Origin of the sequence: Brevundimonas sp. UYEF29, assembly GCF_040546195.1 — a bacterium.
In the GTDB taxonomy this organism is placed as follows: Bacteria; Pseudomonadota; Alphaproteobacteria; order Caulobacterales; family Caulobacteraceae; genus Brevundimonas; species Brevundimonas huaxiensis.
Map to the genome: position 1 here is coordinate 467,472 of NZ_JBEPNH010000003.1, position 18,300 is coordinate 485,771.

Genomic DNA, 18,300 nt, shown 5'->3' on the forward strand with positions numbered 1-18,300 from the left:
TTCTGCCATAGCGGTCAGTTCACCTGGGCCGCGCGAGCCAGCGCTTCGATCGACATTTGACGCGCCGAGGCCCGCGCTTGAGTTACCTCGTCTCGATTCAACAACACGATTTGTTGTTTTTCAGGTTTGAGAACGCCTGGCTCGACGTCGAGATTATACTCGCTCATCAAATAAAAGCTGAGGCTCAATCGACAAGGCCGCAACAGCCGACCGTCCGTCATGCCGTGCTCCGACGCCACAGCCGCTTGGCGCTCCGGTGACAGGTCTGGGTTGGGCCTGATGTCGAGGTTGATTTGATGCGCCCACTCGAAATCTAGGGTCGGGTCGATCATCGCAGGCCGCTGATCGCTGACGGTTTGGATCCGATTGAGATTGTAGTCCCGGAAATCATTGTGATCCTTCGACCAGGACCGGATGTACCAGCGCCCAGCGCTGTGGGCGAGCGCATGGGGAGCGATGGTCCTCGAGGGTTGCACTGAGCCGGTCAGGGAGGCGTAGGCGATATCGATTTCCTGTCGCTTGCGGATCGCGTCGAGCACGCGCAAGAGCACCGCCGGGTCCGTCGGGCGGCGTCCCAAGGTGACGACCTCCACCGGGGGTATGGTGTCGAACCAGGTGTCGTCCGGACGCATCCAGCGATTTTCAATCGCCACCAGCTGCAGCAGATAGCGCTCGATGGTGTCGCCGATGAAGGCTGGCGCGAAGGCCTTGGTGCGCGTGTAAGCCTTCTCGCCGCGATCATAGTGCAGATTGGCCGGCGCGATCTTCTCATATTGAGCGATATCGCCTGAGGCCTGCTGAGGCGAAATGCCGAAGGTGGCGGACAGGTCGCTCCGGTTGAACCGACCGTCCCAAAACAGCCGAAAATCGATGAACTCGAGCCTCCGACGCACGCCCCATCGCAGCCGCTCGCCGTCATTGTCCACAAAGAACTCTCCTACAAACTCGATTTTTCTGCCCATCTCACATCCAGTTACTTGACGCATGAGGGTACCATTCCCACATCTTATGGATGGACGGCGGCGGTAGCAACTTCGTCACAGCGGCGCGGATTGATGATGATTGAAAACAGCGAACAACAACAGAGACTTGGCCAACCCTACCGGGTACTGAGCCTAGATGGCGGCGGGATGCGGGGCATCTACACCGCCGCCTTTCTCGCGCGTCTCACCGACCAGTTCGCCAGAATCAGGGGTGAGAAGGCCCTCGATCTCGGCCGGGGGTTCGATCTGATCACCGGAACCAGCACCGGCGCGATCGTCGGTTGCGCGCTCGCGGTCGGTCGGCCGATGACCGAGGTGGTGACGCTCTACCGCGAACACGGCCCCAAGATCTTCCCGCACCGCATCGCGGGCAAACGCAGTGCGATCTACCGCGCCAGTCAGGGCGGCCGCTTCGTGCGCGAGGGTGATAAGGCGCTGCGCGAGGCTCTGCACGGCGTCCTCGACGATGTGACGATGCTGGACGTCTTCGAGGGGCGCGGGATTTCCCTCGCCGTCCCGACTGTGCTGATGAGCGAGCACCGGGCCTGGGTGTTCAAGAAGACGCCGAAGAGCGGGGTGCGTGATGATCGCTATGCGCTGGTGGACGTCTGCATGGCGACCAGCGCGGCGCCCATCTACCGTTCCCTGGCCGCCATCACTGACCCGAACGCGCCTGACGGACCCAAGCAGGTCTTCGCCGATGGTGGCCTGTGGGCCAACAATCCGATCATGGTGGGGCTCGTCGATGCGCTGACGGTTGCGCCGCCGGACCGCCCGATCGAGATCTATTCGCTCGGCACCTGTCCTCGGCCGGAAGGCGAGCATCTCGACGCCGAGAGCGCGCATCGGTCCATGCTCGACTGGTCTCTTGGCGCCGACGTCGCGCCGCTCAGTATCGCGGCGCAGGAGTTCGCCTTCGACCATATGGCGCGGCTTCTGACCAACGCCATCAGCAACTGCGGACGCTCGATCCGCCGGGTGCGGTTTCCCAACAAGCCCGTCCCCGCGAGCATGATGCCGTATCTCGCGCTCGACGACACCCGTCCCGAGGCGATGGATCGTCTTGTCGGTCAGGCCCACACCGACGCCGACCTGACCAAGAGCGCCTGCGACGATCCCAACAGCGAGGACGGCCGCATGATCTGCCGCCTCATGCATGACCTGCCGGCGATGCCGGCGACCGGCGCGGTCTGGACCCGCTCCGCCACCGACAACCAGAAAGGATAGGTGATGTTCGATTGTTCCAAAGACGTGCGTGCATATCACGATCAGGACGTGACGCTGCCGAAGACCGAGCAGGACGCCATGCGCGACCGCCAGGACTCCAACCGCAAGCGCCTGCGCGACGGGCTGGCGAAGGCCGGAAAGCCGAAGCCGATCGAGTTCGTCAAGCAGGGCAGCTACGCCATGAAGACGATGTGCCGCGACCCGGACAACGACTACGACATTGATGACGGCGTCTACTTCCACAAGGCCGATCTTGTCGGCGACCGCGGTGCCGAGATGACCACCTTGCAGGCCCGCCAGATGGTGCGAGACGCGGTCGATGACGGCCGGTTCAAGCGCGCCCCGGAGGTCCGCTCGAACTGCGTGCGTGTCTTCTACGAGAAGGGTTACCACGTCGATCTGCCCGTCTATCGGCGCGTGGTGACCGAAACCGCATTCGGCGAGGAGGTGCACTATGAGCTGGCGGCGAGCAGCGGCTGGAAGCGCTCGGACGCCCGCGATGTTTCGGACTGGTATGAAGACGAACGCGCGGCGTCCTCCGACGGGGTCCAGCTGCGCCGCGTCAATCGCGACCTGAAGAAGTTCGCCCGCAGCCGGTATAGCTGGCGCGGTTCGATCCTCAGCGGGTTCGGCATCTCGGTTTTGACGACCGAGAAGTTCCGGGCGAACACCAGCGAGGACCGCGCCCTCTACGACACCATGGTCGCCATCCGCGACCGACTGGACTGGAATCTCCAGGTGGCCCATCCGGTGACTCCCGGCGACTACATCACGAGCGGGCCCGACGACGCCAAAGCGCGCTGCTTTCGCGAGAAGCTGACCGAGGCGATCGACACGCTCGCCCCGCTCTTCGACGCCGACTGTACGCGCGAGAAGGCGCTAAAGTGCTGGGACAAGGTATTCGCCACCACCTTCTTCAGCGAGCGGCTGGAGGAGGAACAGCGCGCCTCCGTGGCCGCGCCGGCCATCATCAGCGCGGCCGCCTTGTTGAGCGCGACGGCGGGGGCGGCGCAGGCGGTGAGCAGCGCCGGCGGAGGTCGCCATGCCTAATGCGGCCCTTTCGCTGAGCTGGCGACAGGCGGCCCTTCGTCTTGAAACGGCGCTGCGCGAGCGTGCAGGCCAGGCGCCCGAGCGACTCGATCCGGCGACCATCGCCAGCAATTATCCCAGTCGCGACTGGATCGTCGCCGCCTGGCGCATCAACGTCCTCTTCTCCGACGGGGTCACGCGGCGCATCGATGTGGTGGCCGGCGCGAATTTCCCGACGACGCCGGTCAGGACCGCGCTGGTCGATCACCCCGAGCCGATGACCTGGCCCCATGTCGAGGGCGACGGCGTTCTGTGCCTCTTGCCGAACTTGGCGGAATGGGATCCTGACGACCCGTCGGAGGTCGCCATGGACCTTCTGAATCGCTCGGTCCGATTGGTTGAAGAGTTGCTGGAGGGCGCTATCGTCGAATGCGATTTCCGCGAGGAGTTCGTCACCTACTGGGGCTACAGGGCCCAGGATCGCGGCCAGACCCTGTTCAGCCTGATCACGCCCGGTCCGCCGTCGCGGCTCGTGCGGGTTTGGCGCGGCAAGGGACTTGAGGTCGTAGGCGAGGACCACGACGCCCTGGCCGAATGGGTGCATCGCCGCTTCGGCGACAAGGTGGCTGTAAAGACCGAGGCGGCCGCCTTCCTGTGGCTCGACCAGCCGCCGCTGCCCGCCGAATATCCGGAGACTGCGGAAGACCTCCACACGCTCGCCGGACGGATCGGCGAGGATACGAAGCAGGTTCTGGAGCAGGCTGCGATCGGCGAGCCCGACGAGGTGCTGGCGCTGCTGGGGGCCGTCGGACGTGGGGGCACCGCGCTGATCGGGGTGAAGGCGCCCAATCCAAAGCAGCGTAAGGGGCGGCCGCGCCCCCCGGCCGAGCCGCTTTCCGTGGGGTTCCGGCCGGGTCAGACGCCGCAGCCGCTCCTGTTGGGGCGCTTCTTCGGCGCCGTCCCGGTTGTTCGGGCCCTCGTGCAGCGCGCCGACGCCGCCTGGGTGCACGGACGCGGCCAGGATCCCCGCACGCGCCGGCTTCTCGGGGCGACGGTCGTGGTGGTCGGCTGCGGCTCGGTAGGAGGCCCGGTCGCCTGCGCTCTCGCCCAGGCGGGCGTCGGGCGCATCGTGCTGGTCGATCCGGAGCCGCTGAGCTGGCCGAACGTCGGACGCCATCCGCTCGGCGCGACCGACGTCGGACGCAATAAGGCCGAAGCCTTGTCCCAGCGCCTCCAAGCCGACTACCCGCATCTGCTCATCGAACATCGCGCCTGCACTCTGCATCACCTGATCTCGCACCACGCCGATCTGCTCGCTGAAGCCAATCTGATCGTCGCGGCGACCGGAAATTGGGTCGCCGAGAGCGCGCTCAACCGCTGGCATCTGCACCAAGGGCGCGTGCGACCCATCCTCTATGGCTGGACCGAAGCCCATGCTTGCGCGGGACACGCCGTCGTCGTCGGTAAAATCGACGGCTGCCTTCAATGCCATATCGGGCGCACCGGCGCCCCGGACCTCACGGTCGTCGAATGGCCGGATGGCGGTGACGCCAATCACGAGGAGCCGGCCTGCGGCGCCCACTATCAGCCTTATGGGCCGGTGGAACTGGCGTATGTGACGGCGATGATCGCCGAGGTCGCGCTCGATTCCATACTGCGTCCCCCGGAACAATCTTTCAGCCGGGTGTTTGTCGCATCGGAGCGACGCATCGCCGCCCTCGGCGGGCGATTGACCGCGGATTGGCAAGCCGCATTCGGCGGAACTGGCGACGGCGTTCGCACGGTCGACCGGCCCTGGTCCGCCTCAGCCTGTAAGGCGTGCGGAGATGCCGCTGAAAATGTGGCTGCTTAATCGCCTTAGTCAGTAGTTCTCTACGGGAGTTTGATTTGGCAACGCGGTCCGAGTTGCGGCCGTTGATGCAGGTGGGATAAGAGCGGCCTGCAAGCAGACCTATCCAACAGCCGCCACTAGGTGCCCATTCCAGTCGCCCTCACTGTCCAGAATCCGCAACCCTGCGTCACAGTCGGACGCACCGCCAGGCACGCCTCCCGGGTCCTGCTGGACTTCCACCGCGAATGACGGTCAGTGGCGGGCGTGGACACCCTTTCTCCAGCCCAGCGCTCCGAGCGCATGTCGCGGGTTCGATCGCGCGACACCAAGCCGGAACTATTGGTGCGCAAGCTGGTCCACGGCATGGGCTATCGATATCGACTTCATCGCAAGGACCTGCCGGGAAAGCCGGACCTGGTGTTCGGGCCCCGCCACAAGGTGATCTTGGTGCACGGCTGCTTCTGGCATGGCCACAACGATCCCAACTGCAAGCTGGCGCGAGCGCCCAAGTCCCGTGTGGAATTCTGGGGGCCAAAGCTCGCCCGGAACCGGGAACGTGACCGCGAGGTGGAACGACGGTTGAACGAATCAGGCTGGGAAGCTCTGATTCTCTGGGAGTGCGAACTGCGTGATCGTGCCGGATTGGAGCAGCGCATGAGGGCTTTCCTCGGATGAGATCGATCGAATTGTTCGCGGGAGCGGGAGGACTTGGCCTGGGCGTGGCCGGGGCCGGATTCGATCACGCGGCGGTGGTCGAGTGGGACCGCTGGGCCTGCGAGACCCTGAAGGACAATAAGCCCTGGCCCGTGACGCAGGGCGACGTGCGCCTGGTGTCCTATGACGGCCTGGGAACCATCGATCTCGTGTCGGGTGGTCCGCCGTGCCAGCCCTTCTCCCTGGGCGGCAAGCACAACGCCCACCTCGACCATCGCGACATGTTCCCCGAGGCCATTCGCGCCGTGAGAGAGCTCCGCCCCAGGGCCTTCGTCTTCGAGAACGTAAAGGGCCTGACGCGCGCGACCTTCCAGAACTATCTGAGCTACATCCGGCTGCAGCTCGCGCATCCCGAGGTTACGGCCCGTCCCGACGAGCCCTGGATCGACCACCTCGGCCGGCTCGAGCGTCACGAGACCAGCGGCTCCAACTCGGGCCTGCGGTATAATGTCGTTCTGCGCCTGCTCAACGCCGCCAACCATGGCGTGCCGCAACGGCGCGAACGGATATTCCTAGTCGGGTTCCGCTCGGACCTCGGCGTCGAATGGCGTTTCCCGGATGAGACCCATTCCTCCGCCGCCCTGGCCTGGTCCCTAACCCACGAGGACGAGTATTTCGACAGGCACCGCATTGGACGCACCGAGCGCCGACTGCTGCGAGACACCCTGCCCGCCATCAAGGGCGAGAAGCCGACCGCACGGCCGTGGCTCACCGTCCGCGATGCCTTCCTCGGCCTGCCGGACCCAGAGCTCGACCCAAGGGGAGCCAAGGGTATCCCCGACCACAGATTCATCCCCGGCGCTCGTTCCTATCCCGGTCATACCGGCAGCCCGCTGGATGCCCCGGCCAAGACCTTGAAGGCCGGCGTCCATGGCGTGCCCGGCGGCGAGAACATGTTGCGCCGTCCCGACGGCTCGATCCGCTACTTCTCGGTGCGCGAGGCCGCCCGGCTCCAGACCTTCCCCGACGACTTCCTGTTCCATGGGTCATGGACGGAGACCATGCGCCAACTTGGTAACGCCGTGCCCGTGCGCCTGGCCGGCATTGTTGCCCGGTCGGTGGCGGATCAGCTACATCGTTCGGATGAGCGCCCTGGTCCCCTACAATCCGCTGGAGAAGCGGCACCTGGCCGAAAGCGTGGCCAACGCCCTCCTGCACAGGCCCATTGAGCCGCTCGCGCCGGTCCAACCCTTCGAGGGTGCCGGCATCTACGCCATCTATTACACCGGCGACTTCCCGGCCTACTCCAAGGTCGCCGACAAGAATCGCGACGGCGCCTTCGCGCTGCCAATCTACATCGGCAAGGCCGATCCGATGGGTGGACGACGGGGCGGCGACTTCGACGCACCGCATGGGCGGGCGCTCTGGAATCGGCTGGCGGATCACGCCAAGTCCGTGGCCCAGGCCGACAATCTGCGATCCGAGGATTTCGCCTGCCGTTTCCTGGCCGTTGACGATGTTTGGATCCGGATGGCCGAGCGAATGCTGATCAGCTGGCATTTCCCGGTGTGGAACCTGGTGGTCGATGGGTTCGGCAATCATGATCCCGGCGGCCGACGCGCCACCCAGTATCGCTCACCCTGGGACGTGCTGCATCCGGGACGCACCTGGGCGGTTAAGCTGGCGGACAGCGGCGTCACGCCGGAGGATATCGCGGCCAAGGTCGCGGGACATCTCGAGACCCGAGAGCGCGCGGAACAGGAGCAAGCGGCGGCGAACGAGGCTTCCGCTCAAGCCTAAGGAAACGCCTCGAGCCTATCGACTGACGGGGATTCAGGCGCGACCATCTGGAGCGAAGGCCATGCGCGGTCGCCCTGGCGCTCCCCCGGGGGCCTTCGCGACGCGTCGGCTGCCTTGTATGTCGGGCATGATCAGCGGGTCGGGGGAAGAAAATGGCGACAGGTGGCAAGCTCGAGAATCTGACCCAGTCAGCCGCTGTCGAGAGAGCGATGGAGGAATTCCGCGTCCTGGGACGTGACGCCTTCATCGAGAAGTACGGCTTCAAACCTTCGCGCGATTTCTTTGTGATCCGTGAGGGACGTGCCTACGACAGCAAGCCCTTAGGCTCAGGACCCATTGATGTGAGGCGTGCGATCTGATTCAGGCTCCTGAGGAGTCTGGATCATGAGTGACCTGTATTGGCTGACGGACGAGCAGATGGCTCGGCTGGAGCCCTTCTTCCCCAAGAGCCACGGCAAGCTGCCCACGACCTACCTCAACGACGTGCGCTTCGATCTGCGTCAGGGCGCCGAGGGCGTCGCCTATATCACCGACAGCAACAACGAGGGGATCGGCGGCATCATCGTCATCGATATCGCAAGCGGGCGGGCGATCCGGCGCCTGTCGAACCATGCGACGACCAACCCCGAGCCCGGCTTCACCCCGGTTGTCGATGGCGCGGTGCTCATGAACCGCCCGGCTGACGGCCCCGCGACGCCGGTCACGATCGCAAGCGACGCGATTGCGCTCAGCGCCGACGGCAGCCTGCTGTATTACGGTCCACTGTCGGGCCGCACGCTGCACGCGGTGCCCACGGCAATGCTGCGCGATCCCGCGGTGTCCGAGGAGGCATTGGGCCGCGCGGTCCGCAGCCTGGGGCGCAAAGGCGCCTCGGACGGGATAGCCGAGGACGACAAGGGCCGCGTGTTCGCCGGCGATTACGAGAACAACGCGATCCGCGTGCTCGACCAGGGCAGCTGGACGACGGTGGTCAGCAACCCGCGCATCAGCTGGCCCGACACGCTGTCGATCGGCACCGATGGCTACCCCTACTTCACCGCCAACCAGCTTCACCGCCAGCCAGGCTTCCACGGCGGGCGGGACTTGCGCCGCAAGCCCTACGAGCTGCTCCGCATCAAGGTGGGCGCGGCTCCCGTCCTGTTGCGCTCGCGGTGATCCCGTCAGGCCGGGCTGGCTCGCGCGGGGCCGCGATCCGGCGAAAAATCAACAACTGACTTAAAGGAATACAGTCATGACCAACGGTATCGAAGGCAAAGTCGTTCTCATTACGGGCGGCAGCACCGGCATCGGCGCGGAAACCGCGCGTCTTCTCGCGCAACGCGGCGCCAAGGTGGCCATCGCCGCGCGGCGCAAGGATAGGCTCGACGAGGTCGTCGCGGACATCGCCGCAAACGGCGGCACGGCACGTAGCTACGCGCTGGACGTGACCGACAAATCGGCGGTCCAGTCCGTCGTCGCCGCAATCATTGCCGACTACGGCCGCCTCGACGTGCTGATCAACAACGCCGGGCTGATGCCGATCCGTCCGATGGCCGAGGTCAACACCGAAGAGTGGGACCAGATGATCGACGTCAATCTGAAGGGTACGCTCTACGGCATCGCGGCGGCCCTTCCCGGCTTTCTCGAGCAGGGCAGCGGCCACATCATCAACCTGAGCTCGGTTGCGGGCATCAAGGTCTTCGCACCGGGCGGCACGGTCTACTCCGGCACCAAGTTCGCCGTCAGCGCAATCAGCGAGGGCTTGCGCCACGAGGTGGGGGAAAAGGTCCGTGTCACGTCGATCGAGCCTGGAGCTGTCGAAAGCGATTTGAAGTTCACGACGTCTGGCACGGCTGCCGAGACGGTGCTCGACTTCTACAAGCAGGCCATCCCGGCGGCATCGGTGGCGCGTGCTATCGCGTTCGCTGTCGAACAACCTGATGACGTCGACGTCAACGCGATCGTCATCCGGCCGACCGCACAGCAGTTCTAATTTCGATGAGGAGGCGGGGCCGCGTGTGCTCTGCCTCATGGGGAACGTGCCGGCCGGCTCGTCCGTTACTCCGCCGAATGATATCTGTCCGTTTAACTTGAGGAGTCGATAATGCCCAAACTCGCGCTGTACGTGCCATTGAAGGCCAAACCCGGTAAAGAGAGCGATGTCGCCAATTTCCTGACCTCGGCATTGCCGCTCGTCCAAGCCGAGCCGGGCACTCTGACCTGGTATGCGATCGAGGAAGGTCCCGGTGCGTACGCGATCTTCGATACGTTCGACACAGAGGAGGATCGGCAGGCCCATCTTGACGGCAAGGTTGCCGCCGCACTGATGGACAAGGCAGAAGAATTGTTTTCTGAACCGCCGCAGATTCACAAGTTCACCCTGCTGGCCGCGAAGTAGCGGAGCGGTCATTACCTTAGCGCGTCGCTCTCATCGCCGCGTCCGGGGGAACTCGGGCGCGGCGGCGTGCATTGAACGGCTTTCCCCGAACTGCCACGGAGACACGCCATGCGCACCACCCAGACGCTCGACCTGAACGACGCGCGTACGATCATCGATGCGGGGATCGCGGAGGCCGAGCGGATCGGCAATCCGATGAACATCGCGGTGGTGGACGCGGGCGGCTGCCTCCTAGCGTTCGCGCGGATGGACGATGCGTGGCGCGGCAGCGTCGACATCGCGATCGGCAAGGCGTGGACGGCGCGCGCGTTCGACGTCGAGACCAAGGCGCTGGCGAAGCTCGCCCAGCCGGGCGCCGACTTCTACGGCATCCATGCCTCCAACGACGGCAAGGTGATGATCTTCGCCGGGGGCGTGCCGATCAAGGAGGGCGAGACGGTGATCGGCGCGGTGGGCGTGTCGGGCGGCACCGGCAAGCAGGACCAGGGCGTGGCCGAGGCGGCGGCGCAGGTGTTAGCGCGCGGCTGAGCCTTGGAGCGCGGTGCCGGGCGCGACGGACGGGCTCAGTCGACGGCGGCGGGCCCGTGCGCCAGGCGCGCCTCCCGCGCGGCGCTGGTCGTCTCCGTTTGGCACTTCATTCGGCCGTTCTGGCCCGGTCATTCAGAAAGCTGCGGTGAATCAATCCCAGGACGGCCCTACGGGACGGAACCTCTCAGGTAGCAGAAGGTTCAGTAAACTGAGATCACTTCGAAGGGTGCGATGTCCTCCGCCGTTGCGATAGACCGGATCATCACCAAGCTCTCGATTTGATGACGCGTTGAGAAGAGCTGCGAAAGGAAAAGATCCGTGAAAGCTGTCGTGTACAACGGGCCCAAAGATGTTTCCGTCAATACCATCGATGATCCCAAGATCGAAAAGCAGACCGATGTTATCATCCGGCTGACCACGACCAACATTTGCGGGTCCGACCTTCACATGTACGAGGGCCGTACCAGCTTTGAGAAGGGCAGGGTCTTCGGTCACGAAAACCTTGGCGAGGTCATCGAAGTCGGCGCTGCCGTAGATCGCATAAAAAAGGGCGATCGCGTGTGCATGCCGTTCAACGTCGGTTGCGGTTTCTGCGAAAATTGCGAACGCGGTTTGACGGGTTTCTGCCTCACGACCAACCCTGGAACCGCCGGCGCAGCGTATGGCTTTGCCGAGATGGGTCCGTGGCAGGGTGGTCAGGCCGAGTTGATGCGCGTTCCTTATGCGGACTTCAATTGTCTGAAGCTGCCTGAGGACGCTGAGGAGAAGGAGGATGACTATGTCATGCTCTCCGACATCTTCCCCACCGGTTGGCATGGCGTCGAACTGTCGGGTTTCCAGCCAGGCGAAAGCATCGCGATCTACGGCGCCGGTCCGGTCGGTTTGATGGCCGCGCACTCAGCCGAAATCCGCGGTGCCTCTCAGATCTTCGTGGTCGATTCTCACGATGACCGCCTGAAACTGGCCGAGGCGATGGGCGCTATTCCGATCGACATGCGCAAGGGCGATCCCGCCCAGCAGATCCTTGACGCGACGGGCGGCCTCGGGACTGATCGGGGGGTCGAGGCGGTTGGGTATCAGTGTTGCGATCGCCACGGCAAGGAGCGCAGCAATTACACGATGAACTGCCTCGTCAAAAGCACGAAAGCCACCGGAGGCATCGGCGTCGTCGGTGTGTTCATTCCGGAAGACCCGAACGCGCCCGACGATCTCCAGAAGGAAGGCAAGATGGCGTTCGACTTCGGCAACTTCTGGTTCAAGGGCCAGAAGATCGGCACCGGCCAGTGCAATGTAAAGCACTATAACCGGCGACTGATGAAGCTTATCGAGCAGGACCGGGCCAATCCTGCCCAAATCATCTCGCACCGACTGCCGCTTGATCAGGCGCCAGACGCCTATAAGCATTTCGATGCGCGCGATGATGGATGGACAAAGGTCGTGCTTAAGCCGACCACCTGACCGTAGTCTTCATCGGAATAGAGAATAGATTATGACGTTAGAAGGCAAATCAGTTGCCATTCTGATCGCACCTCGTGGAACGGAAGAACCAGAATTCTCGAAGCCCAAGCAAGCTGTCGAGGAGGCTGGTGGCAAAGTGACCGTGGTCAGTTTTGAACCGGGCGAGGCTCGCACGGTCAATAAAGATCTCGACGAGGGCGGCAGCTATACTATCGACAAGACGTTTTCCGATGTCAAAGCCGACGATTTCGACGGACTAGTTGTGCCCGGAGGGACGGTCGGCGCCGACAAGCTGCGCGGCAGCGCCGAGGCAATTGATTTCATCCGGGCTTTTTTCGATCAGAAAAAACCGATTGCCGCGATATGCCATGCACCCTGGACATTGATCGAGGCGGGCGTTCTTGAGGGTCGCACCTTGACGTCCTACCCGACGCTGAAGGTCGATATCGAGAACGCCGGCGCTATATGGACCGATGAGGAAGTCGTGGTCGACAACGGCCTTGTTACCAGCCGCGACCCCGATGATTTACCCGCCTTCTGTGCCAAACTCGTTGAGCAAATCGCGGAAGGTTCGGGCGCTGGGCCCGCGGCCGCGAACTAATATGGGACGGTTTCGACGAACCATGTGAGGGCGCGCTCCCTGGTGAAGGTCCACACAAAACAGGCGTAGCGGATGGCCGGCGATTGGCTGTCCGCTACGCCGCGTATCAGACGAAAACGGCGCACTTCAGAGCACTCGATCCCCAAGCCGCGTCAACCGCGGTGATACCTCGCCGGCTCCCGCTTCCAGATGCGACCCATTTCAGCGTGCGTGCGGTTGAGATACGCCTGATCGAACGTGCGTTCGGCCAGGTTTACGACCTACAGCGCCGCTTTGAGATAGGGGGCGGTGAGACTGCCTTCTGCTTCCGCAACGACGCCAGGGACGCCGCTGGCAACGATACGGCCCCCATCTTCCCCAGCCCCCGGTCCCAGGTCGATGATCCAGTCCGCCTGTGTGATGGCGCGCATGTCATGTTCGACGACGACGACCGTATTGCCGGCGTCGACGAGGCCCTGCAGGTGTTGCATTAGCCGGTCGCCATCGGAGGGGTGAAGCCCCGAAGTTGGCTCGTCGAGGATGTAGATCGTGTTGCCGCGTTGAGCGCGTTGCAGTTCAGTCGCCAGCTTGATGCGCTGCGCCTCCCCGCCAGACAGCTCGGTCGCCGGCTGACCGAGCCTCAGATAGCCAAGACCGATCTCCCGCAACACGTCGAGGGAGCGCATCACAGATGCCTCGCCAGCGAAGAAATCGCACGCATCGTCGACCGTCAGTTCGAGCACCTGGGCGATATTGCGCCCGTTCCATTCGACTTCGAGCGTTTGCGGGTTGTAGCGAGAGCCATGACAGGTCGAGCACGGGGCAAAAACGCTCGGCAGGAACAGCAGCTCCACCATGACGTATCCCTCGCCCTCGCACACAGGGCAGCGGCCTTGCGCGACGTTGAACGAGAACCTTCCCGGGCTGTAGTGCCGCCGGCGGGCGAGCGGCGTATCAGCGAAGATCCGTCGCACATGGTCGAACATGCCGCTGTAGGTGGATAGGTTCGAGCGCGGCGTGCGGCCGATCGGTTTCTGATCGACCCGCACCAGCCTGCGAACATGCTCCATGCCTGCGACAATGCGTCCTTCAGTGTCGTTCTGCGCAACATCGAGCAGCGGATCGATATCCTCCTCCTCGGCCACGGGGGAGCCGCCGAGGTGTTCCGTGACGAGCTCGGGCAGCGCCTGACTGACAAGACTGGATTTACCCGATCCCGAAACGCCGGTGACAGCGGTGAAGCAGCCGATGGGAAACTCGACGTCGAGACCATGGAGATTGTTCCGTCTGATCCCTTCCAGGCGTAGCCATGCCTTGGGATCGCGCGGTGTGCGCTCACTGCGGAGCGGCTCTGCGAACAGGTAGCGGCGGGTGATCGAATTGTCGACGTCGGCAAGCCCCTCTATCGGCCCGCTGTAGAGGACTTCACCGCCCTTTTCCCCGGCTCCTGGCCCGACATCAACGAGCCATTCCGCGCGGCGGATCACGTCGAGATCATGTTCGACGACGAACAGGGAGTTGCCCGCCGCCTTGAGACGCTCGAGGATGGTGAGCAAGGCTTCGCCATCTGCCGGGTGCAACCCTGCCGAAGGCTCGTCAAGCACATAGACCACGCCGAAAAGCTGTGACGACAATTGCGTGGCAAGCCGCAAGCGCTGCAGCTCTCCGGAGGAGAGCGTCGGCGTGCTGCGGTCGAGCGAAATGTAGCCAAGGCCAAGATCGATCAGCGGCTCTAGCCGCTCGATCAATTCGCAGGCAAGGCGTTGGGCGGCGATCCGCTTCTCGTCGGAGAGATTGGGCGTGCGGCGTACGTCGGGCGCGCTCTTGTGCGCAGAGCCGCCCGCCGCAACCCGTTGTTCAACCGCTGCATCGCGGGCTGCTTTTTCCAGAACATGGCCCTTTGAGGGGGCAGAGACCGCCCCATACGCGCCATGCGCGACGGGCATCAGCAAGTCCTTCAGCTTGAGCACCGTCAGGTCGCCGAACTCGGCAATGTCGAGGCCCGCGAATTTGACCGACAGGGCTTCGCGCTTCAGGCGCTTGCCGTCGCAGGTCGGGCACTCGCGGCCGATGATATATTGCGAGACGCGCTTCTTCATCAGCGCGCTTTTAGTGTTGGCGAAGGTTTCCAGCACATAGCGTCGCGCGCCGGTGAAGGTGCCTTGGTAGCTCGGCTCCATGCGGCGCTTGAGCGCCGTCCGGGTCTGTTCGGGCGTCAGGCCCGCATAGACCGGCACCGTCGGCGCCTCTTCAGTGAAGAGGATCCAGTCGCGATCCTTTTTCGGCAGGTCGCGCCACGGCGTATCGACGTCATAGCCGAGTGACACGAGGATATCGCGCAGGTTCTGGCCATGCCATGCCGCCGGCCAGGCGGCGACTGCGCGTTCCCGGATCGTCAGCGTGTCGTCGGGCACCATCGTCTCTTCGGTCGCGTCATAGACGCGCCCGATGCCGTGACAGGTCGGGCAGGCCCCCGCGACCGTGTTGGGGGAGAAATCCTCCGCATAGAGCATCGGCTGATGGCGCGGATATTCGCCGACGCGCGAATAGAGCATCCGCACCAGGCTGGAGAGCGTCGTCACGCTGCCGACCGAGGATCGCGCGTTGACCGATCCGCGCTGCTGCTGCAATGCGACCGCAGGCGGCAAACCGTCGATCGCGTCGACCTCCGGCACGCCGGCCTGGTCGATCAGGCGACGGGCATAGGGCGCAACCGATTCCAGATAACGCCGCTGGGCTTCGGCATAAAGGGTGCCGAACGCGAGCGATGACTTGCCCGAACCCGATATGCCGGTGAACACCACGAAGGCGTCGCGCGGTACATCGACGTCAACATTTTTGAGGTTATTGTGGCGCGCGCCGCGAACCTGCACGCAAGCGGGTGGCCCCGCATGCCCATGATCGGTGGCCGGCGTCGTCGCGTGTTTATCCTTGTCCTTCAATTCAGTCTTCCTGCCATATCCGCCCGTGCGGCCCGTGGTTCATTACGGTCGGGGTAACTGATGAATGCATTTCCGACTCAATACATCCAACGGTTAGGCTGGCCCGATGTTCGGCGCCTTTGAAATATTTTTCCAGCATCAGACAACGGTTACGACAAAACCATTTTCCCGTTGGGTCGCGCGACGAGGCCACACACACTCCGGTGGTAAGCGCTTGGGCCAGCCGGACTTGGCCCGTGCCGCTATCGGCATGTAACGACCGCACTTCGGCGCTTCTTACAGCATCGCGACGCGTTGCCCATTTGCCAGAGCGCGCGTCATCATGGCCGGGGTCGGGCCATGATGACGGCCGAGTTGTCGGTCCGAGCGCCTCGCGCTGCTTCGGATCGGCGGGTCAGTAGTGAATGACCGAGCGGATCGACTTGCCTTGATGCATCAGTTCGAAGGCCTCGTTGATCTCCTCCAAACCCATCGTGTGGGTTACGAACGGGGCCAGATCGATATCGCCTCTCATCGCGTCCTCGACCATGCCGGGGAGCTCAGTCCGTCCCTTGACGCCACCGAAAGCGGACCCCTTCCATACGCGGCCCGTGACGAGCTGGAATGGGCGGGTGGAGATTTCCTCGCCCGCGCCGGCAACGCCAATCACGATCGACTGACCCCAGCCACGGTGCGCTGATTCAAGCGCGGCGCGCATGACGTGGACGTTGCCGATGCACTCGAAGGTATGATCGATGCCCCAGCCCGTCATCTCGATCAGCACTTGCTGGATGGGCTTGTCATGGTCCTTGGGGTTGATGCACTCGGTCGCACCGAACTGGCGTGCCAGTTCGAACTTGGACGGATTGGTGTCGATGGCGATGATGCGACCCGCCTTCGCCTGGCGCGCACCCTGAATCGCCGCGAGGCCGATGCCGCCGAGACCGAACACGGCGACCGAGTCTCCGGGCTGGACCCTGGCGGTATTGTGGACTGCGCCGATGCCGGTCGTGACGCCGCATCCGAGCAGGCAGACATGTTCGGGGTTTGCCCCGGGATTGATCTTGGCGAGCGAGACTGCGGCGACGACAGTATATTCACTGAAGGTTGAACAGCCCATGTAATGATAGAGGGGCTGACCATTGTACGAAAAGCGGGTGGTTCCATCGGGCATCAAGCCCTTGCCCTGCGTTTCGCGGACAGCGACGCACAGGTTGGTCTTGCCCGACAGGCAGAAGTCGCACTTGCCGCACTCGGCGGTGTAGAGCGGAATCACGTGATCGCCCGGCCCAACGCTGGTGACGCCTTCACCGACCTCGACAACGATGCCCGCGCCCTCGTGGCCCAGAACCACCGGGAAAACACCCTCCGGATCACTCCCCGCCAGCGTGTACGCGTCGGTGTGGCACACACCGGTGTGCGTCACCCGTATGAGGACTTCGCCTTTCCGGGGTGGGGCGACATCGATCTCGACGATTTCGAGTGGCTTGCCTGGCTCGAAGGCTACAGCGGCGCGAGATTTCATGTTGGCATACCCTCGTTGATTGAAGCCGATTGCCGGTGCGAGGCCGTTGCGCCATCGCAAATTCGTCGACGTTCTCATACTGTCAGGGAGTATTTTTGTCATACTCCCTGCCAGTATACAAGAGGTGGTCGAGTGAGGATCTCGAACCAGAGAAAGCATGTAGGGGTGGCTTCGCTTCGCAGGCCCTAACCTCTGTGTGGCGCGGTGAAAAACGCCGGAGAAGGCGCTTGCTTCGCCACGCCGGCAACAAAATTCAAGCTCGGAACGCCGAAAGTCTGCGCTCTGATGACCAACAGTGGTTGGCTTGGATACGAGGCTTTTGCTCTAACTGCGGGAGAGCGCGGGCAAGAAGAGGAGCGCTGAAATCGTTACTTAAGATATGTACGCAGAATCTTCATTACGCCCTCCACGTCGTCCTCGTGATCGCTGCCCTCGCTTTTCACGGCCGGATCTGCACCGGCGCCGAATGTTTCCCTAAGGTGACTCTCCATCACTTCCGCCATCAGTCCATTTGTCGCGCCTCGCATTGCGACAATTTGCTGCAGGAGGGGGGCGCAATCGGCCCCGGCTTCGATCGCGCGTTCCAGAGCGTCCGCCTGGCCCTTGATACGCCGCAAGCGTGTGATGGCTCGCTTCTTGTCCTCTGATGAATGTGGCATCGCGCTTTCCCGAGAAATCGCTTCAGCATACTATACAGGGGGGGAGTTTCAATCCTGCGCAGAGACTGGCGCTTCTGCAATCAGGCGAGGTTCCCGGGTCGTTTCCAAAATTCGCGCCCCCCTGATGGCGCCAGACATGATAGAGAAAAAGGCCCGCCGCGCCGCAGGTCGCCCTCGCGCGTTCGACACTGACGCTGCGCTCGACAAGGCGGTACGGCTGTTCTGGCAGCGCGGCTACGAGGCGACATCGATGGCCGATCTGGTGGCGGAGACTGGAGTCGCCGCCGCCAGTCTCTATGCGGCGTTTGACAACAAGGCGGGGCTGTTCGCGGCGGTGATCGAGCGCTACGCCGCGACGTTCAGCGTCCATCTCTATGCGCCCATCAACGATCCGGCGTTGTCCACCTTCGAGGCCGTCAAAGGCCTGCTGGAACGAGCGGCGTCATCGTTTTCGGAACCTGGAACGCCGGCCGGCTGCTTCATGTATTCGGCAGCGGCAGCCGTTTCGCCGGCGTCCGCCGCCATCGAATGCCTGCTGCGCCACAAGCGTATCGCGGCGGAGGCTCTCCTGATCGAGCGTCTGCATCGCGGCGCCGTGCAGGGCGAGCTTGCGGCCGAAGTCGATCCGGCCGTCCTAGGCTCAGGACTCATAGCCAGAACAGGACGGTGGCGGCGAGGGCTATGGCGGACAGGAAGACGGTCGGACAGCGATCGTAGCGGGTTGCGAC

Annotated in this window: 17 protein-coding genes and 1 pseudogene; 13 read left to right on the forward strand and 5 right to left on the reverse strand. The window is 63.6% G+C overall.

All coding sequences use genetic code 11. The annotated features are described in order from the left end of the window. Positions 1 to 14: 14 nt before the first annotated feature. Positions 15 to 962: a helix-turn-helix transcriptional regulator gene (locus ABIB58_RS07795; RefSeq protein ID WP_051034347.1), complete on the reverse strand. Its 948-nt coding sequence runs from the start codon at positions 960 to 962 to the stop codon at positions 15 to 17. A 93-nt stretch (positions 963 to 1,055) separates the two neighbouring features. Between ABIB58_RS07795 and ABIB58_RS07800 the strand changes: the two genes are divergently transcribed. The 13 genes from ABIB58_RS07800 (at position 1,056) to ABIB58_RS07860 (ending at position 12,488) form a co-directional block, all read left to right on the forward strand. Further along, positions 1,056 to 2,210 carry a patatin-like phospholipase family protein gene (locus tag ABIB58_RS07800; protein WP_200216360.1) on the forward strand — a complete coding sequence of 385 codons (1,155 nt, stop codon included), beginning with the start codon at positions 1,056 to 1,058 and terminating at the stop codon, positions 2,208 to 2,210. A 48-nt stretch (positions 2,211 to 2,258) separates the two neighbouring features. Next, positions 2,259 to 3,260 (forward strand): cyclic GMP-AMP synthase DncV-like nucleotidyltransferase, encoded by a 1,002-nt coding sequence (locus tag ABIB58_RS07805; RefSeq protein WP_354040128.1) that lies wholly within the window; start codon positions 2,259 to 2,261, stop codon positions 3,258 to 3,260. After that, the gene (locus ABIB58_RS07810; RefSeq protein WP_017504351.1) at positions 3,253 to 5,091 is read left to right on the forward strand and encodes a ThiF family adenylyltransferase; all 1,839 of its coding nucleotides are present in this window, start codon (positions 3,253 to 3,255) and stop codon (positions 5,089 to 5,091) included. The genes ABIB58_RS07805 and ABIB58_RS07810 overlap by 8 nt, the downstream gene beginning before the upstream one ends. Positions 5,092 to 5,334: 243 nt before the next feature. Further along, the gene (locus tag ABIB58_RS07815) at positions 5,335 to 5,745 is read left to right on the forward strand and encodes a very short patch repair endonuclease (protein ID WP_081600460.1); all 411 of its coding nucleotides are present in this window, start codon (positions 5,335 to 5,337) and stop codon (positions 5,743 to 5,745) included. Next, a complete protein-coding gene (locus ABIB58_RS07820) occupies positions 5,742 to 6,953 on the forward strand; it encodes a DNA cytosine methyltransferase (RefSeq protein ID WP_017504349.1) in 1,212 nt (403 codons plus the stop codon). The genes ABIB58_RS07815 and ABIB58_RS07820 overlap by 4 nt, the downstream gene beginning before the upstream one ends. Next, on the forward strand, positions 6,868 to 7,524 hold the full coding sequence (locus tag ABIB58_RS07825; protein ID WP_017504348.1) for an Eco29kI family restriction endonuclease: 657 nt from the start codon (positions 6,868 to 6,870) through the stop codon (positions 7,522 to 7,524). Before ABIB58_RS07820 ends, ABIB58_RS07825 begins: the two co-directional genes overlap by 86 nt. Before the next feature lie 152 nt (positions 7,525 to 7,676). Continuing rightward, positions 7,677 to 7,883 (forward strand): ScoMcrA-related endonuclease, encoded by a 207-nt coding sequence (locus ABIB58_RS07830; protein WP_017504347.1) that lies wholly within the window; start codon positions 7,677 to 7,679, stop codon positions 7,881 to 7,883. Positions 7,884 to 7,941: 58 nt separating this feature from the next. Next, a complete protein-coding gene (locus ABIB58_RS07835) occupies positions 7,942 to 8,679 on the forward strand; it encodes an L-dopachrome tautomerase-related protein (RefSeq protein ID WP_372342814.1) in 738 nt (245 codons plus the stop codon). A 76-nt stretch (positions 8,680 to 8,755) separates the two neighbouring features. Beyond that, positions 8,756 to 9,496, forward strand: a complete 741-nt coding sequence (locus tag ABIB58_RS07840; RefSeq protein ID WP_017504345.1) for an SDR family oxidoreductase — start codon at positions 8,756 to 8,758, stop codon at positions 9,494 to 9,496. Positions 9,497 to 9,607: 111 nt separating this feature from the next. Beyond that, the gene (locus tag ABIB58_RS07845) at positions 9,608 to 9,901 is read left to right on the forward strand and encodes a putative quinol monooxygenase (RefSeq protein ID WP_017504344.1); all 294 of its coding nucleotides are present in this window, start codon (positions 9,608 to 9,610) and stop codon (positions 9,899 to 9,901) included. 108 nt (positions 9,902 to 10,009) lie between these two features. Further along, complete coding sequence (locus tag ABIB58_RS07850; RefSeq protein WP_017504343.1) at positions 10,010 to 10,429, forward strand: GlcG/HbpS family heme-binding protein; 420 nt, start codon at positions 10,010 to 10,012, stop codon at positions 10,427 to 10,429. Positions 10,430 to 10,747: 318 nt separating this feature from the next. Beyond that, complete coding sequence (locus ABIB58_RS07855) at positions 10,748 to 11,887, forward strand: glutathione-independent formaldehyde dehydrogenase (RefSeq protein WP_026108303.1); 1,140 nt, start codon at positions 10,748 to 10,750, stop codon at positions 11,885 to 11,887. Between the two features lie 31 nt (positions 11,888 to 11,918). After that, positions 11,919 to 12,488 (forward strand): type 1 glutamine amidotransferase domain-containing protein, encoded by a 570-nt coding sequence (locus tag ABIB58_RS07860; protein ID WP_200216366.1) that lies wholly within the window; start codon positions 11,919 to 11,921, stop codon positions 12,486 to 12,488. Positions 12,489 to 12,748: 260 nt separating this feature from the next. Here the strand turns inward: ABIB58_RS07860 and ABIB58_RS07865 are convergent, their stop codons facing one another. From ABIB58_RS07865 to ABIB58_RS07880, 4 genes and pseudogenes are all read right to left on the reverse strand, one after another. Further along, positions 12,749 to 15,409: an excinuclease ABC subunit UvrA gene (locus ABIB58_RS07865; RefSeq protein ID WP_026108301.1), complete on the reverse strand. Its 2,661-nt coding sequence runs from the start codon at positions 15,407 to 15,409 to the stop codon at positions 12,749 to 12,751. A gap of 394 nt (positions 15,410 to 15,803) precedes the next feature. Then, positions 15,804 to 16,913: an S-(hydroxymethyl)glutathione dehydrogenase/class III alcohol dehydrogenase gene (locus ABIB58_RS07870; RefSeq protein ID WP_026108300.1), complete on the reverse strand. Its 1,110-nt coding sequence runs from the start codon at positions 16,911 to 16,913 to the stop codon at positions 15,804 to 15,806. A gap of 368 nt (positions 16,914 to 17,281) precedes the next feature. Then, on the reverse strand, positions 17,282 to 17,530 hold the full coding sequence (locus ABIB58_RS07875; RefSeq protein ID WP_502909734.1) for a metal/formaldehyde-sensitive transcriptional repressor: 249 nt from the start codon (positions 17,528 to 17,530) through the stop codon (positions 17,282 to 17,284). Positions 17,531 to 18,219: 689 nt separating this feature from the next. Continuing rightward, positions 18,220 to 18,300 (reverse strand): annotated as a pseudogene (locus ABIB58_RS07880) (IS5/IS1182 family transposase); the annotation flags it as partial.